The sequence below is a fragment of the Flavobacterium sp. TN-1 genome (genome assembly GCF_052828645.1).
The window spans coordinates 2,489,215-2,512,618 of record NZ_CM128253.1 but is presented as its reverse complement, the minus strand read 5'-3'; the positions used below and the strand labels follow the sequence as shown (position 1 = coordinate 2,512,618).

Below are 23,404 nucleotides of genomic sequence, written 5' to 3'. Positions count from 1 at the left end.
TTTTCAAAGTTTGAATGATATTATACCTTTTTCACATTATTTTAGGTATTTTTTTATCATATTATTTAAAAAAACACCCCTAAAAATACTTTTAGGGGATTTAGGAAATTTATTAAAATAATATTTTATCTAACCAATTTTTTATATTTTATTCTGGTTGGTACTAAATCGCCTAGGCGTTTTTTACGATTTTCTTCATAATCTGTAAATCCTCCTTCAAAATAGTATACTTGTGAATCACCTTCAAAAGCTAAAATATGTGTACACACACGGTCTAGGAACCAACGGTCGTGAGAAATAATTACAGCACAACCTGCAAAATTCTCTAAACCTTCTTCTAATGCACGAAGAGTATTTACATCTAAATCATTTGTAGGCTCATCTAATAACAATACGTTACCTTCTTCACGTAGGGTCATTGCTAAATGCAAACGATTACGCTCTCCTCCTGATAATGTTGAAACTTTTTTATTTTGTTCACTACCCGAAAAATTGAATTTAGATAAATAGGCACGCGAATTTACTTGTCGTCCTCCCATCATAATTAATTCTTGACCATCACAGAAATTTTCCCATATAGATTTTTCTGGATCAATGTTTTTATGGGTTTGATCAACGTATGCAATTTTTACAGTTTCTCCTATTTCAAATGAACCTGAATCAGCTTGCTGCTCTCCCATTATCATACGGAAAATGGTTGACTTACCTGCACCATTAGGTCCAATAATTCCCACAATGCCCGCTTGTGGTAGAGTAAAATTTAAATTATCATATAATAATTTATCGCCAAATGCTTTAGCAACATTTTTAGCGTCAATTACATTCGTTCCTAAACGAGGTCCATTAGGTATATATAATTCTAATTTTTCTTCTAATTGTTTAGAGTCTTCATTTAATAAACGATCATAATTTTGAAGACGTGCTTTTTGTTTTGTTTGACGTCCCTTAGCTCCTTGACGAACCCAGTCTAACTCTCGTTCTAAAATCTTACGTCGTTTTGATTCTGTTTTTTCTTCTTGTTCTAATCGTTTGGCTTTTTGATCTAACCAAGATGAGTAGTTTCCTTTCCAAGGAATACCTTCTCCTCTATCTAGTTCAAGAATCCAGCCAGCCACATTATCTAAGAAATAACGATCGTGGGTTACTGCTATAATAGTTCCTTTATATTGTTGTAAATGTTGTTCTAACCAATGAACTGATTCTGCATCTAGGTGGTTAGTAGGCTCGTCTAATAATAGTACATCAGGTTCTTGTAATAATAAACGACATAATGCTACACGACGACGTTCTCCTCCTGATAATACTTTTATTGGCGTATCTGCATCTGGGCAACGAAGTGCATCCATTGCTACTTCAAGTTTATTATCTAGTTCCCAAGCACCACAAGCATCTATTTTATCTTGTAATTCTGCTTGACGATCCATTAGTTTTTGCATTTTATCAGCATTTTCATAAACTTCAGGCAAACCAAACTGATCGTTAATTATATTAAATTCTTCAAGTAATTTAACGGCTTCTGCTGCTCCTTCTCTAACAATTTCTATTACTGTTTTTTCTTCGTCTAATTGAGGTTCTTGCTCTAAATACCCTACTGTATAACCTGGCGCAAAAACCACGTCTCCTTGGTGATTTTTATCAATCCCTGCTATAATTTTTAATAAAGATGATTTACCTGAACCATTTAATCCTAAAATACCAATTTTAGCACCATAAAAAAAACTTAAATAAATATCTTTTAATACTTGTTTGTTTGTTGAAGAGTAAGTTTTACTTACCTTCGACATTGAAAATATTACTTTCTTATCGTCTGACATAACTATAATTTATAATTTTAAAATTTAGAACTCAAAATAATGATTGAAAACTAAAAACTATGATTGATTATTATTTTAAACTCTTCCTTTTAAAGCATTAAAAACCCAAGCATTAGCAAAAAAACCAATTCCTACTGCACTGAATCCCCATCCTGCTACCTCTGCATAACGATAAATACCTAACCCTATTAAAATTACTCCCATAACAATCATTATAAATGTTGCCCATGCTAGAACTGTATTTTTATTCATTCCTACACTCATTTTAAACTCAATATTTTAATTACTTTAAAGTTGCAAATATCGTAAATTTAGTTAAAAATTTTAACTAACATTTCTTTTAATAAATCATCTTGTGAAAGATTAGTTGCTCCTACTCCTTTACTTTTTAAATCTATATCCTTTAGTGTTGCTACAATACCGCTTACTTTTTTCATAGGATAATTTCGGGCTGCTAATTCGTAGTCTTTTACAAAAAAGGGATTTACTTTTAATACTGATGCCACATTTTTAGGATTTTTATCTTTCAATCCATGATATTGTAATAATTGTGAAAAGAAACTAAACACTAAACCTATGGTTAAAACAATTGGATTATCTTTTGGGTTTTGAGCAAAATGATCTGCTATTTTATATGCTTGAAGCTGATTTCGTTCACCGATTGCTTTTCGTAATTCAAAGGGGTTAAAATCTTTACTGAACCCAATATTTTCTTCTATAATAGCAGGTGTAATAACTTCTCCTTGCTTTAATATTATAGAAAGTTTGTCTATTTCATTGGCAATTCTACTTAAATCAGTTCCTAAAAAATCAACAAACATTTGTACTGCTTTAGGTTCTATTTGTAGTTTTTTACCTTGTAAAACCCGGGTCAACCAAGTACTTACTTGATTTTCATATAACTTTTTACTTTCAAAAACTAATCCGTTTTTCTCTAAAACTTTAGTAACCTTTTTCCTTTTGTCTAATGTTTTATATTTATAACAGAGTACTAAAACTGTGGTATCTTGTGGATTTTCAGCATAAGCTTCTAATTTATCAATGGTACGTGATAATTCTTGAGCTTCTTTTACAATAACTACTTGTTTATCTGCCATCATAGGATAACGTTTCGCATTTCCTACAATATCTTCTATTGTAACATCACGACCATAAAGTATTGTTTGATTAAAATCTCTTTCGTGTTCTTGTAAAATATTTTGTTCTATATATTCTGAAAGTTTATCAATATAATAAGGTTCTTCCCCCATTAAAAAATAAATAGGTTTAATAATTCCTGCCTTTATGTCTTTTATAATCTTTAGTGCTTCATCCATATTTCTTTTTTTAAGGTTTAAATTTTAAACCTAGCTTACGCATTGTCAGTTTATTACAAAAAAATAACTTTGAATCTAAAAAAGTAGTACGTTTTTTATTCTCGATATAATAAAAATATATTTGTATAAAAATTTTCGTGCATTTTTATCCTCTTTGTCTTTTTTATCTTCATACAAAAGCTAACGCATAATCCAGATTAAAAAGAACTTGAAACCTGAAAGTAAAAAAACTATTTTTGGAAAATGATAAAATTAAATTTTCCTAGCTATCAATTTCGGTTCAAAAATAACGAAAATAAAGTATCTATTTTTGATGAAATTCGTAAAAAATTTATAATGCTTACACCTGAAGAATGGGTTCGTCAAAATGTAATTCGTTTCTTATTGGAAGAAAAAAAATATCCTAAATCATGTATTAATGTTGAAAAATTAATTAAAATTAATGATTTAATTAAACGGTATGATATTGCTGTTTTTCAACCTAATGGATCTATTTTTTTATTAATAGAATGCAAAGCACCTGAAGTAAAAATTTCACAACAAACTTTTGATCAAATAGCTCGTTATAATTTGGTTTTAAATGCTCAATATTTAATGGTTACAAATGGCTTAAATCATTATTTTTGTAAAATGGATTTTGAAAATGAGAAATATATTTTTTTACATAACCTTCCTGAATATCCTATTTAATTGTGCTTAATAATATCTCACAAAACATAAACGGAAAAAAGTACTCGTTTTATTTTTTAGTACAATCATAGTATTTATTTTAATCCTGAGTATTAATATCCCTAATGTAAAAAATGATGAAATTAAAATAAGAATATTTGACGTTCGTCTTTTGGGTTATTCTTACATTGAAGCAAAAAATTTATTTCATAATTTAGACACAAAAGGTCGTCAAGCTTATTTGTATCAGCAAATTCCCCTAGATTTGATCTTTCCTATTTTATTTGCAATTAGTTTTATCTGTATTTATTTTCTCAAAAAACTTAATTTATTAGAAACTCAATTTATTTACATAGTTTTATTACCTATCATTTCGGCTTTATTTGATTATACCGAAAACATTTGCATTATCTGCATACTAGAAATCCATCCTATTCTTTCTAAAAATTTAATTGAATTATCGAGTTTTTTTACAATAATTAAAGGTATCTATTACACTATCTCTTTTATTACACTTATTTTTGTAGTTGTAAAATATTTGATTAATTATTAAAAAAATTAAAAGGCTTATTTAGTAAAACTCCTAAATATGAAAAAAATTGCCGTTGTCATACTTAATTGGAATGGACAAAAATTATTAGATCAATTTCTTCCATCAATTATTCAGCATTCTTCAGAAGCAACTATTTATGTTGCAGATAATGCTTCTACTGATCATTCTGTAGAATTTATAAAAACACAATTTCCTTTTGTAAAAATCATACAAAATACAGGGAATTTTGGTTATGCAAAAGGTTATAATGAAGCTTTAAAGTATGTTGAAGAAGATATTTACGCATTAGTAAATTCTGACATAGAAGTAACAAAAGATTGGCTAAACCCCATTATAGATTTATTTGAAAAAGATCTAACAGTTGCTATTGCACAACCTAAAATATTAGATTATAAAAATAAAACTATGTTTGAATATGCAGGTGCTGCTGGAGGGTTTATTGACCGATATGGATTTCCTTTTTGCAGAGGTAGAATTTTTGATACTTTAGAAGAGGACAAAGGTCAATACAACGATATTATTGATATTTTTTGGGCTACAGGTGCTTGTTTTTTTATACGAAAAGACGTGTTTAGAGAACTTAATGGATTGGATTCTGATTTTTTTGCGCATCAAGAAGAAATTGATTTGTGTTGGAGAGCCTTTAATAAAGGTTACCAAACTAAGTATTGTGGATTATCTACTGTTTATCATCTTGGTGGAGGTACTTTAAAAACAGGTTCTCCTCAAAAAACATTTTTAAATTTTAGAAACTCATTGTGGATGATGACTAAAAATCTTCCCACATCAAAATTAATTCCTATCTTGCTTGTAAGAATGCTATTAGATGGAATAGCTGGTATAAAATTTTTAATTGAATTAAAACCTAAACATTTTTGGGCTGTTTTAAAATCACATTACTATTTATACACTAATCTTCCTAAATATTTAAAAAATAGAGATCTAAATCAAAAAGAAAATTATTACAAAATAAATTCTATAGTTTATCGTTATTTTATTAAAAATGGCAAAATTTTTGCTGATCTATATCAAAATTAAAATAAAATGAATAAAACATTTTTAACATTATCACTTTTAGGTCTTTTAACGACCTCATGTGTTTCTAAAAAAAAATATACTGAATTAGAAGCTAAAAATAAAGAAACACAAGATTTGTTGAATACTGCAACTATTAAGTTAAATTCTTGTTTAGAAGAAAAATCGGGACTTAATGCTAGTTTAGCTGCTCTACAAAATGAAAATCAAAATTTAAGAAAAAACACTTCTGATTTGATTAATAGTTCGAAAGAAATGACTGTTTTAACGCAAAAAGGAGCTCAGAATATAGAAAAAGCATTGGAAACAATTAAAGAAAAAGACTTAAAAATTAATCGTTTACAAGATGCTTTAACTAAAAAAGATTCCGTAACCTTGGCACTTGTTACAAGTTTAAAACGTGAAGTAGGAATAGATGATCCAGATATTAATATAAATGTAGAAAAAGGAGTTGTAATGATTTCTATAGCAGATAATTTGTTATTTAAATCAGGCAGCTATGATGTGAGTGATAGGGCTAGAGGAGTGCTAGGAAAGGTTGCCAAAGTGGTTAATAGCAAACCTGATTTTGAGTGTATGGTAGAAGGTCATACTGATAATTTGCCTATAAAAAATAGTGTTTTACTAGACAATTGGGATCTTTCTGTAAAAAGAGCTACCTCTATTGTTCGTGTATTAGAAAAAGATTTAGGCGTAAATCCTAAGCAATTAATACCTGCGGGAAGAAGTTTTCACATTCCATTAGTTGATAATGATACTCCTGAAAATCGTTCTAAAAACAGACGAACAAGAATTATTATCATGCCAAAAATTGATCAATTTTATGAAATGATCGAAAAAGAAATGAAAAACTTAAGTAAATAAAATTAAATAAGAGGATCTATTCAATATTTCCTCTTATTTTTTATCCTTATTATATTTATTTTTTGGTTGATCCAAAAAAGACAAATAAAAGTAGGAAATAATTACTCTTCATTACTTTTTCTACTTTTTAATATTCATTAATCTTTTCTCTTTAGGGTTTTATTTGTGTTTTCTAACTTAATTCTTATACCATTTAAACTTTAAATTTTGTTTTTTAAAAATAGTACATCTACAAAAGCAACAAAAATTAATGTTTTTTTCGATGTGCTTCGCGCTCGAACTAACGATGATTTCAAGTATATACTCAACCATCTATTCGAGTTGTTTTTAAAATAAAAAACGTATAGAAAACTTTACTTTTTAATCTAGTATATTTTAAATTTAAATGGCATTATGAATAAAAATAGTATCAACCTATCCATTTTTTAAAATCATTCACTCTTTCACGAGCAACTATTATTTCATCATCTTTATATGAGGGTAATATTAATTTTAATCTTGAATTACTGTGTAATTGAATTTCTTTAATTGATTTTAAAGGCACAATAAATTTTCTAGATATTCGATAAAAATCTTCTGGATTAAGTTCGTTTTCTAATTGTTCTAAAGTTCCTTCTAATAAATAATCACGATTATCTAGAGTATGCAAATAGGTACCTTTATCTTGACTATAAAAACATTCTATTTCTTGAATTTCAATTAGTTTTAATTGTTGTCCTATTTTTACAGTAAAACGTTTTTTATATTCTTTTTCAACAGGATTTACGAGCATACGCCTAATCATATCAAAATCTAATGAAAGATTTTGTAGAGTTGATGTACGAGATTTAAACTTATGAATAGCTTTCTCTAAATCATCTTCATCAATAGGTTTTAATAAATAATCAATACTATTTAATTTAAAAGCACGTAAGGCATATTCATCATAAGCGGTTGTAAAAATAACAGCACTTTTTATATCAATTGTTTCAAAAATTTCAAATGATAAACCATCTGATAATTGAATATCTAAAAAAATCAAATCGGGGTGTTGATTATTTTGAAACCACTGTATTGCTTCTTCAACAGAATGTAATAATTGATTTACAAGTAGTCCTAATTTTTCTACTTTACGTTGCAATAAACGTGCTGATGGTTTTTCATCTTCTATAATTATAATATTCATTTTTTTAAATATATTTTATAGATTAATTCCATTGCTTTTTATTTTGTTGCTCTTGTTTTATTAATTCTTGTATTTTTTTTTGTTCCCACTTAGAGCCTAAAATCATATTGGGTAAAAATACGGATAATCCGTGTGCAAGTAAACCTATTCCCCAAAAAAATGCTGTGTAAAAATAATGCCATTCTAAATAACTTTCATTTTCTTTTATATTTTGAATATTTGCTATATAAAGTATTGTATTAATAAATATATATATTATTAAATGGGTATAAAATCCTTTTATTTTCTTTACTTGTTTATAAGCTTCTAAATAACGAGATTCTTCTTCATTTGTAGGGATAAAATGTTTCATTTTTTTATATTCTTCTCTATTTTCCATTCTTTTTGTTTATTTATTATTATTTCTTTTTTTTTCTTCTTCTATGAGTTCTTGAATTTTTCGCTCTTCCCAATTCTTACTAATAAAAGAAAAGTCATAAACTTTTAAACCATGAAAAAACAAGCCTATCCCCCAACCTAGCATTGGATAAAAAAACCAAATATGATTTGATGAATATTTTAGGTTTATAAAAATGAAAAAAGTATTTATACATAAATAAGAAATAAGATGTGAGTAAAAATCTTTGATTTCTTTTACTTTTTTCCTTGCTTTTTCATAACGTTGAAAACCATCATTAAAATTTTCCATTTTTTTATAATTTTATCTAAAAATTATTATATCATTTTACTAATCCCATTTTTTATTTTGAAGATTTTCTTTTCTTAGAATTTCTTTAATCTTTCGTTCTTCCCAATTTTTTCCATAACCAAAAACTTCTATAGCATGAAAAAATAATCCCATTCCCCAACCTATTAGTGGAAACCAAAACCAATTAAAATTTGATGTTTTTGAATTGATTAATATTAAAAAAGGAATTATACTACAATAGGATATTAAATTTGCATAAAAAGATTTTATTTTTTCTACTCTTTCTTTAGCTTTAGTAAAGGCTAAATTTTCGTTATAAATATCTTGTGTTTCCATAATAGTAATCTGTTTTGTTAAAATAGGAATATAAACCCTAAAACAAGTACCTGTTTGTTGAATTAAAACTTTCCGATAAGAAATTAATTCATAACGATTAATAATATTTTGTAAGCCCACTCCTTTATGTTTTTGTAATACTTCTTTTTTTTGTAAATTATTTTCTACTACTAAATAATTGTTTTCTATAAAAATTTTTATGTACAATGTTTTTTTTTCGCTTGCTACATTATGTTTAATGGTATTTTCTAAAAGTAACTGAAGAGAAAGAGGAACAACTCTAGCGTCTGAATTATTAAAATCTACGGGCAATTCAAAGCTCAAACTATTTTCAAATCTCATTTTAAGTAAATTCATATATGTTTTTGCAAAAGATAATTCTTCTTCTACAGGTACTAATTCTTTATCTTTTTGTTCTAAAACATATCTATAAATTTTAGATAATGAGCTAGTAAACCGTTGTGCTTGTTCTGGATTTTCTTCAATTAAGGAACTTAAAACATTTAAACTATTGAATAAAAAATGAGGATCTATTTGATTTTTTAATGTTTCAAATTTAGCAGAAGCTGTACCCGCTATTACTTTTTGTTCTGTGAGTTTATATTCTTGATAATTTTTATAGAAATGGAATAAATATAGACCTAAAGTAACAATTAAGGTAATAACCATAGAAACCACATAATTAGATGCTTTTTCATTTTTTATAAATTCTAAAAATGTTTCATCATCTATCATAACACTTTCAAAAATTCTTAAAAGAAAAATCATAAATAGAGAAACAACAAAAGAAGTTGCACTTCCTAAAATAAGTCGCTTTGGAGCAAATCTATTTTCTTTAAACAGACGATCAAAAAAGACAAAAACAATACCATTAGCGTAATACAAACTTATTCCATAAAGAAAAGCATAAAAAAAGCTCCATTTTAAATAAGTCCAAGTTATAATTGCCCCATTAAGATAGTTGATAAATAACAATGCTAGTCCTATAAAAAAGCTAATTAGAATAGCTGTAGGTATTGTTTTGATCCATTTATTCATTTGATGTCTTTTTATTCTATTTTTATTTTATTATTTACAAGTAGTTGCAACTTGTTTTGCTCTTTCAAATCCCCATTTTGGGTGTAAGGGTGATTCAGGTTTAAAATTAGCAAAAAGTTCTAATGACCGATTTATTTCTTCACATAATGGCTTTGTATCAACTCCTGTCCACTTAGCACCTCCTAATTCAAACTCTGCCTTTCCAAAAACAGCACGTGGGTTATTAGGGTTAATGATTAAAGCTGTTTGGTATTCAGTCATGATTAATGGTGAATATTTTATAGAATTATTCATAGGATCTTGAACTAAAGTTACTAGATAGATTAGTGCTTGTAATACATTGATTTCATCGTTTTTAAGACTTTTATTTTTAGCACTTTCTAAGGCTGTTTGTGCTTTATTTATTAGATCTGTACTTTTTTCTTTATTTATTGGATTAAATGCTTCTGTGCAATTAATCAAAGCAATGTAATAATCTGGTAACCATTCTTTTTTTTCAGCGAATGCTATTCGTTCAAAAATAGCAGATGCTTCCATTGTTTTCCCTTCTTTCCAAATTGCTAATGCTTTTCCCATGGTTTGTTCATATTTCCCTTCTTGTCCAAAGATTACTGAACTGATTATAAATGCTAAAAATGTTAAAAGACGTACCATAATTTTTAAATTTAATTGTTTTTGAATATTCTATTTTTTCTATTTCAAAATTACTGTAAGTAGTATGTTTTAAAAACGAATTCTAGCTGAACTGTAATTTTTTATAGATGGATTGTTATTAATTGATAAATAACAACAACACTCTTTTTTAAAATCTATAAATTTTCTAATTGATTGTTTTTTTTGTCTTTACTTATTGTCCAAAAAAAGCCTATAAAGAAAAAACGATTAGCTGGTTGAGCAATAGTTTCTCTTTGAAAAACACCGCTTGAATCTGCTTTTGAGGCGTATTGATAACCAAAAACATTATCGCGTCCTAAAACATTTGATATTGAGAAATAAAGTATTTTTTGAGTTGTTAATAAATAAGCCCAACTAAGACTTAAATTATTATAGGCTTTGGTTTTGCCATTCATAAACTGTGATTCGTTGGGATTGTTATAAGGTCTACCTGTAGCAAAACTATTTGTTATACTTATTTGGGATTTCCAGTCTTCTATCCAATATTTACCGACTAATGATAAGGTATGATTAGCTACAAAAGAGGGAGTTACTTCATACGAATAATTTTTAAAATCCCGCTTACTATCAATGTAGCTATAACTTATCCAATATTCTAGTTTTTTAAACGTATTATTATCTCTCCAAAATAGATCTATTCCTTGTGCATACCCATGTCCTGTATTAGTAAATTGCGAATTATATAAAGGTTGTATTGTATTATATTTTATAAGGTTTTTGTAGTTTTTAAAATATAATTCGGCACGAAGTGTTCTTTTATTGGCAGTATATAAATAATTTAGAATATAATGATGTGTGTTTTCAAAGTCTAATGAAGCTGTATATTTTAAATAATCTTGTTTAGGTGCTTGATGAAAATCACCATAGGCAAATGAAAATTGGTTATTTTTTGAAATTTTATAGGCTAGTGATGCTCTTGGTTCTAATACCTTTTGGTTTATCAAACTATTGTATGTAAAACGAGTACCTAATTTTAATGCAAAATCATTTGATAGGTACAAATCTGATTCTGCAAATAATGCTCCTATTTGGCTTTGATAACCTAATTTATATTCTGTTTTATTTTCAAGTGTGTATTTTTCATTAAAGCGAGTATAAAAATAATCTCCACCAAAGGATAATGTAAATCTATTTGAAAATTTTTTATCTATTTTTAATTTTAGATGTGTTGCCAATTCTTTTGTATATAAATCATCTTGTTTCACGAACATATTTATTTCATTTCTACCTAAACTCCCCCCTGTTGTAAGGGTCCAATTATCCATAAACGTTTTTTTATAGAAAGAGTTTAGATATAGATTGTTATTAGTATTATGAATTCTTTTTAAGATTAATGTACCTATTTCTGTTTGATTTAAATCAAATGAAGAATGATCTAATGCTACATAAAACTTAAAAATTCCATTATTTAATTTTTGTCTTAAAACACTTTCTCCTCCCAAAGTCTGATAGGGTTTATTCCATTGAATATTTTGGGGAATTAACCATTGATAAGGTCCTAAATTAATATAGGAGGTATTTAAACTTAATGAACCTTTTTTCCATTTTTTAGTCTTACCTATTGAGGTGCCTACTGACATGATTCCAAAATCAGCTTTTTCTATTTCTGGTTCATTAATTGTATTCATTAGCAAAACGCTCGATAAAGCATCTCCAAATTCTGCTGAATAACCTCCTGTCGAAAATGTCATTCCATTGAACAATAAGGGAGAAAATCGGCTTCGAGTAGGCAAATTGTTTGGTGTAACCCCATAAGGTTGCGCTACTCTAATTCCATCTATGTAAGTTTGTGTTTCATCACTTTCGCCACCTCTAACAAACAAACGGCCGCTTTCTCCATTTATTTGTGCTCCTGGCATTGTCTGAAAAGCTCCTACAACATCACCTAAGGCACCAGCTGTAGTTAATATATCTAGTGGTTTTAAGGCTGATACTTTGCTATTATCTCCTGCCTTAATAGTTCCCGCAGTAATTGTTACAGCATCTAAGGCATTTATAGTAGTTTTTAAGATGTAGGTGTTTGTTTGATTTTTTTCTATGTTTATTGGCACTTTTAATTCATCAAACCCTAACTGATTTATAATTAAGTTTTGTACTCCTTTTTCATAGGTTTCAAAATAAAAAGTTCCATCTATTAAGGTTATACTTCCATCATAAGTTCCTTCTATAAAAACGTTAGCACCTGATATAACATGTTGTTTTTTATCGATCACTTTTCCTTCTATTTTAGTTTGTGAAAGAGAAAGAGTACTAAAAACAATCATTAAAAAATTTACTATTTTTTTCATTGATTTCGTTATTTTACTGTCCAAAATTGAAAAACTATAAATTCTAAAAAAATTATTTAATACTGAATTGTAAATTCTAATGACTGAATTGTTATTTCTTATTTTATAATAAATACTCTATACTACTTGTTCTAATAACTTTGCTTTTATTAATAATGGTATCTTTTGAAAATGTATATTTGTAATTCTACAGCTTTTAGAAATGTTTTTATAGGATTCATCTTTATCTATTATGTTTTCAAAATTGAATCATTTCTAAAATATTTATCTTTTAACATTGTAATATTTTTACCATGCCTTTAAAACATTTTTATAAAAAACTAATTTTAGGGAAACAACATAAAAAAGATAAGCCTAAACATGATCCTATAAAAAAACGAATACTAAATATCCTTTCTATATGGAATAATGATCATCAGGATGATAGCGGTATTGAAAAAATTGTACGTTTACTTTTATCTTCTTCTCAGCTGCTTTTTCCTGGAATTTATATAAAGCAGCTTGCGCACAAAATAAATTTTGAGTACGAAGACATTACTATAGATTTTTATGTAGTGGCAAAGGTTGTTTTTCCACTTATTATATTAATAAATGGATGGCAAAATAATATCTTTATCATTAGTATAATGATTTATCTTTTACTAGAAACTTTTTTTTATATTCCTACTTTAATATTTGCTTCAGATTTGTTTTCAAGACCTCGTTCATATAAACGTTCTATGTTACTATTATTTTTAAATTATGCCGAAGTTGTTATTGGATTTGGGGTATTATATGCTATGGGTAATCAAATGAATAAGCCTTTTAAACATTGGTTTGAGCCTATTTATTTTAGTCTTATTACATCTAATTCTATAGGATATGGCGATTTTCATCCTATAACTTTATTAGGACGGGTTTTAGTAAGTATACAATCTATGTTTTTTTTATCTTTTGTTGTTTTATTTTTAAATTTCTTTTCTACTAAGGTCAAAGTTAAAGGCTACTTTGATCATGAAGGAGAATCGTAATTTGATTTTTTCTTTAAAAAAGAAAATTCCATTTTGATTTATTTAATCAAAATGGAATTTTAGTCTAAAAAATTTTTATTGCTTTTCTAGATGTCTATTTTTAACCTTGAGACTGTCCAAAAATTTCGCAATCTTGTTCATTTCGACCAAATAAAAAAACAAATCGAGAATTTTACTTTTTAATTCAGTATACTTTAAATTTAAATGGTATAACTTCTCTAAAATTAGTTTTATAACATAATACAAAACAAAAAAGCTATCTAAAGGTAGCTTTTTTGTAAAATCTTTAAATTTTTATTTCAATTGATCTACTGGACCATTCCACTCTGAAAAACCTCCTATTAGATTATATGTAACATTAAATCCCATTTGATTCATTATATTACATGCTTGTGCACTACGCCCTCCTGCTTTACAGTATACATAGTAATTTTTAGTTTTATCTAATTCTTCTATTTGATAAATAAAACCTTGACCTTTATAAATGTCTATATTTACAGCATTAGGAATAATTCCATCTATACACTCATCCGCCGTACGCACATCTAATACGACTGCATTAGTATCTTCTTGTAATTTAGTCCACCAATCTTCTTGCTTTAAATCCATAATATTTGTTTTTATCAAATTTAAAAAAGATCTATAATTTTTCAACTAAAAAAAATCTAAAACTTTCTTGATATTATTTAATTATACTTAATTTTAAATTATTTTATATTTAAAAAATATTTTTTATTACCTCTTTTTAAATAGGTAATGTAATTGAAAGAAAATATAAAGAGGAGGTCTTAAATTACAATTCATCGTTTGATTTAGTTATGTTAACTAAAATCTGGTATTAAAACTGTATGCTTTCTCACTTTAATCTAAATGAAAAAATTTATTTTTTTAAGGCTCCCTCTTTATATCTATTTTTAATGTAATCTTAATTTACAAATGAATAACTTCTCCATAAGCATCTGCAACTGCTTCCATTACAGCCTCACTCATCGTAGGATGCGGATGTACTGCTTTTAGAATTTCGTGTCCTGTAGTTTCTAATTTACGAGCTACAACCGCTTCTGCTATCATATCTGTTACACCAGCACCAATCATGTGACAACCTAACCACTCGCCATATTTAGCATCAAAAATAACTTTTACAAAACCATCTTTTGTTCCTGCTGCTGATGCTTTACCAGATGCCGAAAACGGAAATTTTCCTACTTTTATTTCGTATCCTTTTTCTCTAGCTGCTTTTTCTGTTAAACCAACTGAAGCAATTTCTGGAGTTGCATAAGTACAACCTGGTATATTTCCATAGTCTAGTGGCTCAACATGTAGGCCTGCAATTTTTTCAACACAAAGAATTCCTTCTGCTGAAGCAACGTGCGCAAGAGCTTGCCCTGGCGTTACATCACCAATAGCATAATATCCTGGTATATTTGTTTGATAGTAATCATTTACTAAAATTTTATCGCGATCAGTTGCAATTCCAACATCTTCTAATCCTATTCCCTCAATATTGGTTTTAATTCCTACTGCAGAAAGTACGATGTCAGCTTCTAGTATTTCTTCTCCTTTAGTGGTTTTAACTGTTGCTTTTACTCCCTCTCCTGTAGTATCTACTTTTTCAACTGAAGCATTGGTCATAATATTGATTCCTGCTTTCTTTAAAGAGCGTTCAAATTGTTTTGATATATCTTCATCTTCTACAGGAACGATGTTAGGCATAAATTCAACAATTGTTACTTCAGTTCCCATTGAATTATAAAAATGCGCAAATTCTACTCCAATAGCTCCAGATCCTACCACAATCATTTTTTTAGGTTGTTCAGACAATGTCATTGCTTGACGGTATCCAATTACCTTTTTACCATCTTGTGGTAAATTAGGTAATTCACGTGAACGAGCACCTGTAGCTATAATAATATGATCAGCAGCATATTCGGTGATTTGACCTTCTTTATTTATAACTTCTATTTTTTTTCCTGGTTTAACCTTTCCAAAACCGTCAATTACATCAATTTTATTTTTCTTCATTAAAAACTGAACTCCTTTGCTCATTCCTTCAGCAACACCTCTTGAACGAGTAATTACAGCACCAAAATCTTTATCTACATTATCCGCTTTTAAACCATAGTCAGAAGCGTGTTTTAGGTAATCAAAAACTTGAGCGGACTTTAATAAGGCTTTTGTTGGAATACATCCCCAATTTAAACAGATACCTCCCAAGTTTTCTTTTTCAATAACAGCTACTTTAAAGCCTAATTGAGATGCACGAATAGCAGTAACGTAACCACCTGGTCCACTACCTAAAACTATAATATCGTATTTCATTTTATTTTGATTTTTCAAGTTTTTCAGAGCACGAAAATAAATATAATTTATGGTATAATAAAAAAATACATCAATTATGTTTTTATGTTTAATTATAGAATTAATATAACATCATTTAAACTTAAAATATACTGGATTAAAAGCAAAATTCTCAATATGTTTTTTCATTTTAAAACAACTCAAACAAACGGTTAAGTATATAATTGAAATCATCATTAGTTCGAGCCCAAAGCGCATCGAGAACCAACACTAACTTTTATTGTTTTTGTAGGATAGTACCTAAATCAACATACAGTTTGTCACTCTGACGTAAGGAGGAGTTTCATAATAAACATTATGTGGTTTCTCCTTTGTGATGAAGATAAAAAGGGCAAAGAAGATAAAACGGATGGAAATTTTTATTTGTAATAAATTTCTAATATTAAACTAGGGGCATATAAAAAAAAGGGGCTAAAAAGTAATAATTTAACGTTATAATATTATAATTTCTCTTATTTTAGAAGTCATATATTAGACGTTATATCATTTCAACTGTTCATCTCATTCGTGTCTTCCTTTGGTCGAAAATGACAAGGTTATAACTTTTTATCCCTCTTTTTTAATTTTATAGTATTTTTTTATTCTACTACAACTTGTTTAATAATAGAGTTTTCATTTTGATTTATTTTTACTAAATAAATTCCTTTAGATAAATCGTTAACAGAAATTGATCCAGAAGTAATTTCTGTAATTTCATGAATTTTTTGACCTAAGGTAGTATAAATTTCAACTGTATATCTATCTGATAAATCTTCGAAAATTATTTCAAAGTTTCCGTTTGTTGGATTTGGATATAATTTTATATTTATTTCTTTTTTATTTTGGTTTGATTTTCCTATTCTATTTCCTAAACCCGAACAAATATCAACTCCGTATATATCCCAATCAGTATTTTTATTGAAGGTAGTACTTGGTACAACCGCTGTTTCTTTTCTTCTCATTGTTTCATCTATTGAAAAATCAGCAGTACCTCCGTTAAATTTACCAATAATATCTATTAGAATACCATTTTTAAACAACCCTATAGCGTCATTACCGTTATAAGCCATTTCTCCAGCAGTGGTTGATAAATTGGCTAATGTAGAAGAATAGCAAGATGACGCTATTAAACTATTTACAATTACAAATTTTTGATTATCTGCTAATGTACCTGCTAATTTTAAACCTGTACTCCATGAACCAGATCCGTTGGTTTGTTTTTTTATTACGTAAGAAGATAAACTAACAGCAACACCTGTTTTATTTGTAATTTCTAAAGCTTTATTATTTGAAGATCCTTCTAAATATTCTGAAAAATATAAATCAGAAACAGAAGTAACATTAGCTTTTGTAGTAACATTTAATAGATTGCTTGAACTTGAAACATTTCTTGCTGCATCTTTTGCTTTTACTGTAAATGAATAATTACTGGAAGCTGTTAATCCTGTTATAGTAGCATTAGTATTTGTAACAGATGTTTTTAATATTGTTCCTTGATATACATCATATCCTGTTACTCCTATGTTGTCTGTTGAAGCTCCCCATGATAATGTACAAGTTGTTGTTGTAATATTTGAAGCAATTAAGTTCGTAGGATTTGAAGGCGCAATCGTATCAGCACCAGTAGCTGTTGTAACATTTAATACACTACTTGATCCTGAAACATTCCCTGCTGCGTCTTTTGCTTTTACTGTAAATGAATAATTACTGGAAGCTGTTAATCCTGTTATAGTAGCATTAGTATTTGTAACAGATGTTTTTAATATTGTTCCTTGATATACATCATATCCTGTTACTCCTATGTTGTCTGTTGAAGCTCCCCATGATAATGTACAAGTTGTTGTTGTAATATTTGAAGCAATTAAGTTCGTAGGATTTGAAGGCGCAATCGTATCAGCACCAGTAGCTGTTATAACATTTAATGTAGTACTTGCATTTGACAAATTCCCTGCTGCGTCTTTTGCTTTTACTATAAATGAATAAGAAGTAGAAGCTGTTAATCCTGTTATAATAGCATTAGTACCTGTAACCGTTATTTTTAGAGCATCATTTAGATACACATTATAACTGGTTACACCAACATTATCTGTAGATGCAGTCCATGATAAAGTACAAGCGGTCGTTGTTATTCCTGAAGATGTCAGATCAGACGGTACGGTAGGGGCTATCGTATCAGCAGTAGAACCTCCCCAAATAAGGTTTACATAATTAGGATTATCAATAAATGGGTTTCGATTACCTTGGCGAGCATAAATAGCATTATTTCTAGCAATCTCTCTAGCACTTACAGGATCTTGTGCATGCCATTTTAATAACATATCTAAGAAAGGTTTTGCAAAAACTTGATTTGAAGTTCTGTTAAACATTTCATAAGAAGAATAATTAGCAACTGTATTTTCATAGCGTGTAGCAAAATAAAAATACATACGAGCAATATCTCCTTTAAATTCATTAATTGGTTCAAAAACGGTACCTGTATAACCTGAAACAGCACTTGATCCTAATTTCCCTCCATTTCTTGATGTCCAGTTAGCAACAGCTACCATACCATGAGGATAATTAGATCGCATTCCATTAACCTTACCATCAGTAGGTGGAATAAAATGTGCATCGGATACCATAGGTGCTGCATTATTAAAAACGGATTGCGGAATCATGTGTTCTCGATTATAACATCCACCTTCTCCTGAATAAGTTCCACACTGGTTTGTACCATATTGGTATACATAAGGATCTACTCCTGTAGGGTTTTCAGAATAAACATCAATGATTGAATTATCATTTTCGTATTCTTTATCTCTATCAGAAGTTTGATAAGTAGTCCAAAGTCCAGCATACCCTTTATCCGTATGGTCTTTGATAATATTATACAATTGTGTTTTTAAGGTATAACCAGAACCTGTAGCGGAACTGTAATAACCTGAGGGTGCCTGTGCATGTCCCACTAATGCACAAAAAAGTGCAAAAAAAGTAGTTTTTGATTTCATTGGTTGTTTTTAAATTGTTTTGGGTGTATAATTAATTTATTAAAAAACATAGATATAAAAAAAGTGGCGCATAGCCACTTTGTTATTGTACGATAATTTTTTTCGTTATAGATTGCGTTCCTGCAGTCAATTTCAATAAATAGAATCCTTTAGACAAACCTGTTAAATCATAACTTATTCCTTTCTTTATAGGATTTTTTTCTTTTTGTATTAATTGTCCATTTATATTATATACCTGAATTTCATCTAATTGAATTTCTGAATTAATAATAATTAATTCTCCATTGGATGGATTGGGATATAAACTAATATTGGTTTGTAATTCAACTTCAACATTAGATAAAGCTTGACATTGTGCTGACCATATTTGGCAAACATATTCTGGATGATCTATAAAAGGATTTCTATTATGTTGTGCTGCACAAACTGCATTATTTCTATCAATTTCTTTTTGGCTAACGGGATCTTGAAGATGCCAAGCAATCATTAGGTCTAGATACCATTTTTCATAAACTTGATCATTAGATCCATCTAAAACAGCATTTGCATCAACTGTGATATTTTGCCAGTTTGAAATTTTATCTTCATAGCGTGTAGCCATATAAAAATAATTTCTTGCTATATCTCCTTTATATTGATCTGCAGGTTCAAAGACGGTAAGATTAGTGGGTGTGTTGGGAGCTGTACAAATTCCTATTTTGGAATTATTATTTGTTATATAAGTAGGATTATTTCCTACTATTCCATAAGGCATACTTCCTCTCATTCCATTATCTTTTTTATCAGTAGGCATAACATGAAATGCGTCTGTATACATGGGCATACCTGATGAACCGCCAAACCAACTTTTAGGAAAAGTATGTTCTCTGTTATATCTTTCGCATTCAACTTTCCCTCCTTTTCCGTCATCTTGATTACCTCCTGTTAAGAGGGGAGCTCCAAAAACAAAATTACAGTTTGAATATATATCCCAGACTTTTCCATCAGAATTTACATCCGAAGTATAGTATAAATTCCATAAACCGGGCGTATAACTAATTACTGTATGATCTTTAATAATATTATAAAGCTGTGTTTTTAAAATATAGCCCACTCCTGTTGCGGAAGAATAATACGTTTTTAAATCATTAGGACAGTTTTGTCCAACTCCAAAAAAGGAACTGAAAATAAAAATAAAAAAAAGGCAATTCTTTTTCATATATTGATTAAAAACTTATATTAAGATTTTTTTTCTAATAATGCCATATAAAACCCATCAAACCCTGTTTGATGTGCTAATATTTTGTAATCTTTAATTAAAGTAAAATTTTGACCGTTTTCTGTTGCTAAAAATTTTTGAATTTGTTCTTGATTTTCAGATGGTAATATAGAGCAAGTGGCATATACTAACTTTCCTCCTGGCTTAACTATTTTAGAATAATTTTCTAAAACTTCAGCTTGTACTTTTCGAATATTATCTATAAATTCTGGTTGTAATTTCCACTTACTATCTGGATTTCGTTTTAAAACGCCTAAGCCACTACAAGGAGCATCTATCAATACACGATCAGCAGTTCCATGAAGTTTTTTGATTGTTTTAGAATTTTCAATTACACGAGTTTCAATATTATGAACACCGTTACGACGTGCTCTTAATTTTAATTGATTTAATTTACTTTCGTATAAATCTAAAGCAATTAATTGTCCTTTATTTTGCATAATAGACGCTAAATGGAGTGTTTTGCCTCCAGCTCCTGCGCAAGTGTCTACTACACGCATACCTGGTTGAACATCTAACAATGGGGCAACTAATTGTGATGAAGCGTCTTGTACTTCAAAAAGACCCTCTTTAAAGGCTTGTGTTAAGAATACATTTGCGCGTTCTTTTAATACTAGGGCATCAGGCTGATCTTTTAAAAATTCCGTTTCTATATTCAAATCCATCAGGATCGCACGTAACTTTTCTTTGGTTGTTTTTAAAGTATTAACCCGTAGGATTACTTTTGCTTGCTCATTCTGAGCCTTAATTTCTTTACTCCAAAGATCTTCTCCTAATTCCTTTACACAAAGAGTATCCATCCAGTCTGGAATAGACTCTTTTATAACTCTTTTTTTAGATAATTCGTCAAAACGTCCTTTTATTTTACGTTCTGGAGTACCTTGTAACTGAGTCCAATCAGGTATAGGATAACCTCTTAAAACAGCCCAAGCAGCAAACATTCTCCATAAATTTTCACGATTATAAGGTTCTTTAACATCTCCGATTTCAGCATATAAACGTTTCCATCTTACTATTTCATAGATTGTTTCAGCTACAAACTTTCTATCAGCACTCCCCCATCTTTTATCTTTTTTTAGAGCTCTAGCTACTACTTTATCAGCGTATTCTCCTTCATTAAAAATAGCATTTAAAGAGTCTATAGTCGTGTAAACAAGGTTTCTATGTAATCGCATATCATTATTTTTGAGGGCGCAAATATATGATAAAGTTATAAGCTTATAAACACTCTATGGTATTTTATTTTGAAAAATTAAAAGATATTCTTCGTTTTTTTTAAATTAAAACATTAATTCTGTAAAATCATTTCATTTTTTAAATAGTTATAAGGATATTTATGAAAACAGTAAATGTTAAAAAAATGTTAAAACAATTTCAAACAACCGATTAAAACAAACAATCGTTTAGTTTTGCCGAAAATTATTATAATCATGGGAACACATCCATTTAACGATAAACAAATTGCCATATTAGAAGTAGTTGAAAAACTATTTGCGGAGAAAGGATTTGACGGAACGTCTGTAAGAGATATTGCAAAAGCTGCAAACATCAACGTAGCTATGATTTCTTATTATTTTGGTTCTAAAGAAAAATTATTGGAAGGAATCGTCCTTTATCGTTCAGCAGGTTTAAATTTTCAAATGGAAAATATTCGAAATAGCGAAACAAGTCCTTTTGAAAAATTAGATAATTTAGTTGAATTTTATGTTGCAATAATACACAATAATAAATCTATTTATCAAATAATAAATATGGAGTTCAATAATCAAAAAAGAAAAATTGATTTTGAACTGATAAACGAAGCTAAAGAAGGTAATTATATTGAACTCAATAGAGTAATTAAAGAAGGGCAAGAACAAGGTTTATTTAAAGAGGATATAAACACTTTTTTACTAGCTCCTACTATATTAGGCACCTATTTTCATTTTTATAATAGTCGTTCTTTTTATCAAAAACTAATAGGTATAGAGGATGAAAATCAATGGGAAAATTATATAAATATTGAGCTTACTAAACATATAAAACAAGTTATAAAATCATTAGTAAAAAAATGAATGCAAATAAATTTCTCCCTTTATTGATACTAATAAATTATAATTGGTACGCACAAGAAAGAACCAATTTAAATTTAAAGGATGCTTTAATACTTCTAGAAAAAAACAATAATGAAATTTTATTGGCTCAAACAAAAGCTGATACAAAAAAATTAGAATGGCAACAAGCCAAAGATCATCAGTACCCAGATATTAAAATAGGTGGAAACTATTTTTATCTTACCGAACCAACAATTGATCTAAAACTAAAATTACCTTTTCATTCTTCAGTAAACCCATCTAATATAAACCAATTTATGATGGGGCAAGCAAATGTTAGTGTACCTCTATTTGCAGGAGGAAAAATTAAAAATAGTATTCAAGTAACAAAAAATTTATATTTAGCTGAAAAAGCAAAGTCATCTAGTACAAAAGAAGATGTTTCACTAAAAGTAATTGAATATTATGCGCAATTATATAGATCATTAAAATCCGTAGAGCTCATAGGCGATAATATTAAAAGTGCTGAGCAACGTGTGAAAGATTTTAAAAATATGGAACAAAACGGAATTATTGCTCGAAATGATCTCCTAAAAGCACAATTACAATTAGCCAAAATCAAACTAAGTTTACAGGAAGCAAATAAAAATGTAAATATCACAAACTATGCTCTAACTACATTGCTAAATCTTCCTGAAGGATATCAAATAGGAATTGATGAACATCAATTTGATGGACAGTCTCCAATTTCTAAAACCATAGACGAACAAGATGCTTTACAAAACAGAAAAGATTTAGAAATTATAAATTACCTACAAAAAGCTAATGAAAATAATATAAAAATAGCACAAAGTAATTATTTTCCTAAAATAGGCTTATCCGCAGGATATATAGCCATGAGTTTACAAAACGTGATAAATGTTACCAATGCAATAAATATAGGCGGTGGGATTTCTTATGATCTAAGCTCTCTATACAAAACTTCAAAAGAAGTAAAAACAGCTAAGAATAAAGCCGAAGAATTAAAACTTACTCAAAATTTATTAAAAGAAGGAATAAAAATTCAAACTCAACAAAGTATAGAAAATTTTAATCTTGCACAAGATCAAAATAAGGTATATCAACAAGCTATAGAGCAAGCAAGTGAAAACTATAGAATTGTTAAGGATAAACATGACAATGGTTTAGCAACAGCTACAGAACTCATTGATGCAGATGTTGAACAATTAAATGCTAAAATAAATTATGCTAATTCTAGAGCAAATGTTCTTTTAAAGTATTATGAAATGCTAGCTACATCAGGTCAACTAACTACATCATTCAATTTAACAAAATAAT

At 28.5% G+C, this 23,404-nt stretch carries 20 protein-coding genes; 6 read left to right on the top strand and 14 right to left on the bottom strand.

Annotated features, from left to right (window positions below; genetic code table 11):
* Positions 1–125: 125 nt before the first annotated feature.
* The 3 genes from ettA to holA form a co-directional block, all read right to left on the bottom strand.
* Positions 126–1,814 (bottom strand): energy-dependent translational throttle protein EttA, encoded by a 1,689-nt coding sequence (gene ettA / locus ACUXZJ_RS11125; RefSeq protein WP_063743935.1) that lies wholly within the window; start codon positions 1,812–1,814, stop codon positions 126–128.
* A gap of 75 nt (positions 1,815–1,889) precedes the next feature.
* The gene (locus tag ACUXZJ_RS11120) at positions 1,890–2,078 is read right to left on the bottom strand and encodes a CAL67264 family membrane protein (RefSeq protein WP_060382128.1); all 189 of its coding nucleotides are present in this window, start codon (positions 2,076–2,078) and stop codon (positions 1,890–1,892) included.
* Positions 2,079–2,125: 47 nt separating this feature from the next.
* On the bottom strand, positions 2,126–3,130 hold the full coding sequence (holA, locus tag ACUXZJ_RS11115; RefSeq protein WP_060382127.1) for a DNA polymerase III subunit delta: 1,005 nt from the start codon (positions 3,128–3,130) through the stop codon (positions 2,126–2,128).
* Between the two features lie 243 nt (positions 3,131–3,373).
* Between holA and ACUXZJ_RS11110 the strand changes: the two genes are divergently transcribed.
* From ACUXZJ_RS11110 to ACUXZJ_RS11100, 3 genes are all read left to right on the top strand, one after another.
* Complete coding sequence (locus ACUXZJ_RS11110) at positions 3,374–3,820, top strand: type I restriction enzyme HsdR N-terminal domain-containing protein (RefSeq protein WP_446195013.1); 447 nt, start codon at positions 3,374–3,376, stop codon at positions 3,818–3,820.
* A gap of 568 nt (positions 3,821–4,388) precedes the next feature.
* A complete protein-coding gene (locus tag ACUXZJ_RS11105; protein ID WP_060382124.1) occupies positions 4,389–5,390 on the top strand; it encodes a glycosyltransferase family 2 protein in 1,002 nt (333 codons plus the stop codon).
* Positions 5,391–5,396: 6 nt separating this feature from the next.
* The gene (locus ACUXZJ_RS11100) at positions 5,397–6,251 is read left to right on the top strand and encodes an OmpA/MotB family protein (protein WP_060382123.1); all 855 of its coding nucleotides are present in this window, start codon (positions 5,397–5,399) and stop codon (positions 6,249–6,251) included.
* A 409-nt stretch (positions 6,252–6,660) separates the two neighbouring features.
* Here ACUXZJ_RS11100 and ACUXZJ_RS11095 read toward each other — a convergent pair whose 3' ends face one another.
* The 6 genes from ACUXZJ_RS11095 to ACUXZJ_RS11070 form a co-directional block, all read right to left on the bottom strand.
* Positions 6,661–7,416, bottom strand: coding sequence for a LytR/AlgR family response regulator transcription factor (locus ACUXZJ_RS11095; RefSeq protein WP_060382122.1), 756 nt, complete (start codon positions 7,414–7,416; stop codon positions 6,661–6,663).
* 22 nt (positions 7,417–7,438) lie between these two features.
* Positions 7,439–7,795 carry a 2TM domain-containing protein gene (locus ACUXZJ_RS11090; protein WP_060382121.1) on the bottom strand — a complete coding sequence of 119 codons (357 nt, stop codon included), beginning with the start codon at positions 7,793–7,795 and terminating at the stop codon, positions 7,439–7,441.
* 9 nt (positions 7,796–7,804) lie between these two features.
* Positions 7,805–8,104, bottom strand: coding sequence for a 2TM domain-containing protein (locus tag ACUXZJ_RS11085; protein WP_060382120.1), 300 nt, complete (start codon positions 8,102–8,104; stop codon positions 7,805–7,807).
* Positions 8,105–8,143: 39 nt separating this feature from the next.
* Positions 8,144–9,478, bottom strand: coding sequence for a histidine kinase (locus ACUXZJ_RS11080; RefSeq protein WP_060382119.1), 1,335 nt, complete (start codon positions 9,476–9,478; stop codon positions 8,144–8,146).
* Between the two features lie 30 nt (positions 9,479–9,508).
* On the bottom strand, positions 9,509–10,132 hold the full coding sequence (locus ACUXZJ_RS11075) for a hypothetical protein (protein WP_060382118.1): 624 nt from the start codon (positions 10,130–10,132) through the stop codon (positions 9,509–9,511).
* Positions 10,133–10,287: 155 nt separating this feature from the next.
* Entirely contained in the window at positions 10,288–12,441 is a 2,154-nt protein-coding gene (locus ACUXZJ_RS11070) for a TonB-dependent receptor (RefSeq protein ID WP_063743936.1), read from the bottom strand.
* A gap of 293 nt (positions 12,442–12,734) precedes the next feature.
* Here ACUXZJ_RS11070 and ACUXZJ_RS11065 point away from each other — a divergent pair, with 293 nt between their 5' ends.
* Complete coding sequence (locus ACUXZJ_RS11065) at positions 12,735–13,451, top strand: potassium channel family protein (protein ID WP_060382116.1); 717 nt, start codon at positions 12,735–12,737, stop codon at positions 13,449–13,451.
* Between the two features lie 294 nt (positions 13,452–13,745).
* Here the strand turns inward: ACUXZJ_RS11065 and ACUXZJ_RS11060 are convergent, their stop codons facing one another.
* The 5 genes from ACUXZJ_RS11060 to ACUXZJ_RS11040 form a co-directional block, all read right to left on the bottom strand.
* Positions 13,746–14,060: a rhodanese-like domain-containing protein gene (locus ACUXZJ_RS11060; protein WP_060382115.1), complete on the bottom strand. Its 315-nt coding sequence runs from the start codon at positions 14,058–14,060 to the stop codon at positions 13,746–13,748.
* A gap of 321 nt (positions 14,061–14,381) precedes the next feature.
* Entirely contained in the window at positions 14,382–15,770 is a 1,389-nt protein-coding gene (lpdA, locus tag ACUXZJ_RS11055) for a dihydrolipoyl dehydrogenase (protein ID WP_063743937.1), read from the bottom strand.
* A gap of 617 nt (positions 15,771–16,387) precedes the next feature.
* Positions 16,388–18,775, bottom strand: coding sequence for an endonuclease (locus tag ACUXZJ_RS11050; protein WP_103681670.1), 2,388 nt, complete (start codon positions 18,773–18,775; stop codon positions 16,388–16,390).
* 82 nt (positions 18,776–18,857) lie between these two features.
* The gene (locus tag ACUXZJ_RS11045) at positions 18,858–19,973 is read right to left on the bottom strand and encodes an endonuclease (protein ID WP_063743938.1); all 1,116 of its coding nucleotides are present in this window, start codon (positions 19,971–19,973) and stop codon (positions 18,858–18,860) included.
* A 20-nt stretch (positions 19,974–19,993) separates the two neighbouring features.
* Positions 19,994–21,208 carry an RsmB/NOP family class I SAM-dependent RNA methyltransferase gene (locus ACUXZJ_RS11040; protein WP_063743939.1) on the bottom strand — a complete coding sequence of 405 codons (1,215 nt, stop codon included), beginning with the start codon at positions 21,206–21,208 and terminating at the stop codon, positions 19,994–19,996.
* A 255-nt stretch (positions 21,209–21,463) separates the two neighbouring features.
* Here ACUXZJ_RS11040 and ACUXZJ_RS11035 point away from each other — a divergent pair, with 255 nt between their 5' ends.
* Together ACUXZJ_RS11035 and ACUXZJ_RS11030 are read left to right on the top strand one after the other, a co-directional pair.
* Positions 21,464–22,087: a TetR/AcrR family transcriptional regulator gene (locus ACUXZJ_RS11035; protein ID WP_060382110.1), complete on the top strand. Its 624-nt coding sequence runs from the start codon at positions 21,464–21,466 to the stop codon at positions 22,085–22,087.
* On the top strand, positions 22,084–23,403 hold the full coding sequence (locus ACUXZJ_RS11030) for a TolC family protein (RefSeq protein WP_063743940.1): 1,320 nt from the start codon (positions 22,084–22,086) through the stop codon (positions 23,401–23,403). Before ACUXZJ_RS11035 ends, ACUXZJ_RS11030 begins: the two co-directional genes overlap by 4 nt.
* Position 23,404: the final 1 nt, after the last annotated feature.

Coding starts and splice junctions, on each gene's coding strand:
- ACUXZJ_RS11100 (WP_060382123.1), top strand. CDS start 5,397: ATGAATAAAACATTTTTAACATTATCACTTTTAGGTCTTTTAACGACC.
- ACUXZJ_RS11040 (WP_063743939.1), bottom strand. CDS start 21,208: ATGCGATTACATAGAAACCTTGTTTACACGACTATAGACTCTTTAAAT.
- ACUXZJ_RS11090 (WP_060382121.1), bottom strand. CDS start 7,795: ATGGAAAATAGAGAAGAATATAAAAAAATGAAACATTTTATCCCTACA.
- holA (WP_060382127.1), bottom strand. CDS start 3,130: ATGGATGAAGCACTAAAGATTATAAAAGACATAAAGGCAGGAATTATT.
- ACUXZJ_RS11035 (WP_060382110.1), top strand. CDS start 21,464: ATGGGAACACATCCATTTAACGATAAACAAATTGCCATATTAGAAGTA.
- ACUXZJ_RS11105 (WP_060382124.1), top strand. CDS start 4,389: ATGAAAAAAATTGCCGTTGTCATACTTAATTGGAATGGACAAAAATTA.
- ACUXZJ_RS11050 (WP_103681670.1), bottom strand. CDS start 18,775: ATGAAATCAAAAACTACTTTTTTTGCACTTTTTTGTGCATTAGTGGGA.
- ACUXZJ_RS11030 (WP_063743940.1), top strand. CDS start 22,084: ATGAATGCAAATAAATTTCTCCCTTTATTGATACTAATAAATTATAAT.
- ACUXZJ_RS11110 (WP_446195013.1), top strand. CDS start 3,374: ATGATAAAATTAAATTTTCCTAGCTATCAATTTCGGTTCAAAAATAAC.
- ACUXZJ_RS11120 (WP_060382128.1), bottom strand. CDS start 2,078: ATGAGTGTAGGAATGAATAAAAATACAGTTCTAGCATGGGCAACATTT.
- ACUXZJ_RS11060 (WP_060382115.1), bottom strand. CDS start 14,060: ATGGATTTAAAGCAAGAAGATTGGTGGACTAAATTACAAGAAGATACT.
- ACUXZJ_RS11045 (WP_063743938.1), bottom strand. CDS start 19,973: ATGAAAAAGAATTGCCTTTTTTTTATTTTTATTTTCAGTTCCTTTTTT.
- ACUXZJ_RS11075 (WP_060382118.1), bottom strand. CDS start 10,132: ATGGTACGTCTTTTAACATTTTTAGCATTTATAATCAGTTCAGTAATC.
- ettA (WP_063743935.1), bottom strand. CDS start 1,814: ATGTCAGACGATAAGAAAGTAATATTTTCAATGTCGAAGGTAAGTAAA.
- ACUXZJ_RS11065 (WP_060382116.1), top strand. CDS start 12,735: ATGCCTTTAAAACATTTTTATAAAAAACTAATTTTAGGGAAACAACAT.
- ACUXZJ_RS11070 (WP_063743936.1), bottom strand. CDS start 12,441: ATGAAAAAAATAGTAAATTTTTTAATGATTGTTTTTAGTACTCTTTCT.
- lpdA (WP_063743937.1), bottom strand. CDS start 15,770: ATGAAATACGATATTATAGTTTTAGGTAGTGGACCAGGTGGTTACGTT.
- ACUXZJ_RS11085 (WP_060382120.1), bottom strand. CDS start 8,104: ATGGAAAATTTTAATGATGGTTTTCAACGTTATGAAAAAGCAAGGAAA.
- ACUXZJ_RS11080 (WP_060382119.1), bottom strand. CDS start 9,478: ATGAATAAATGGATCAAAACAATACCTACAGCTATTCTAATTAGCTTT.
- ACUXZJ_RS11095 (WP_060382122.1), bottom strand. CDS start 7,416: ATGAATATTATAATTATAGAAGATGAAAAACCATCAGCACGTTTATTG.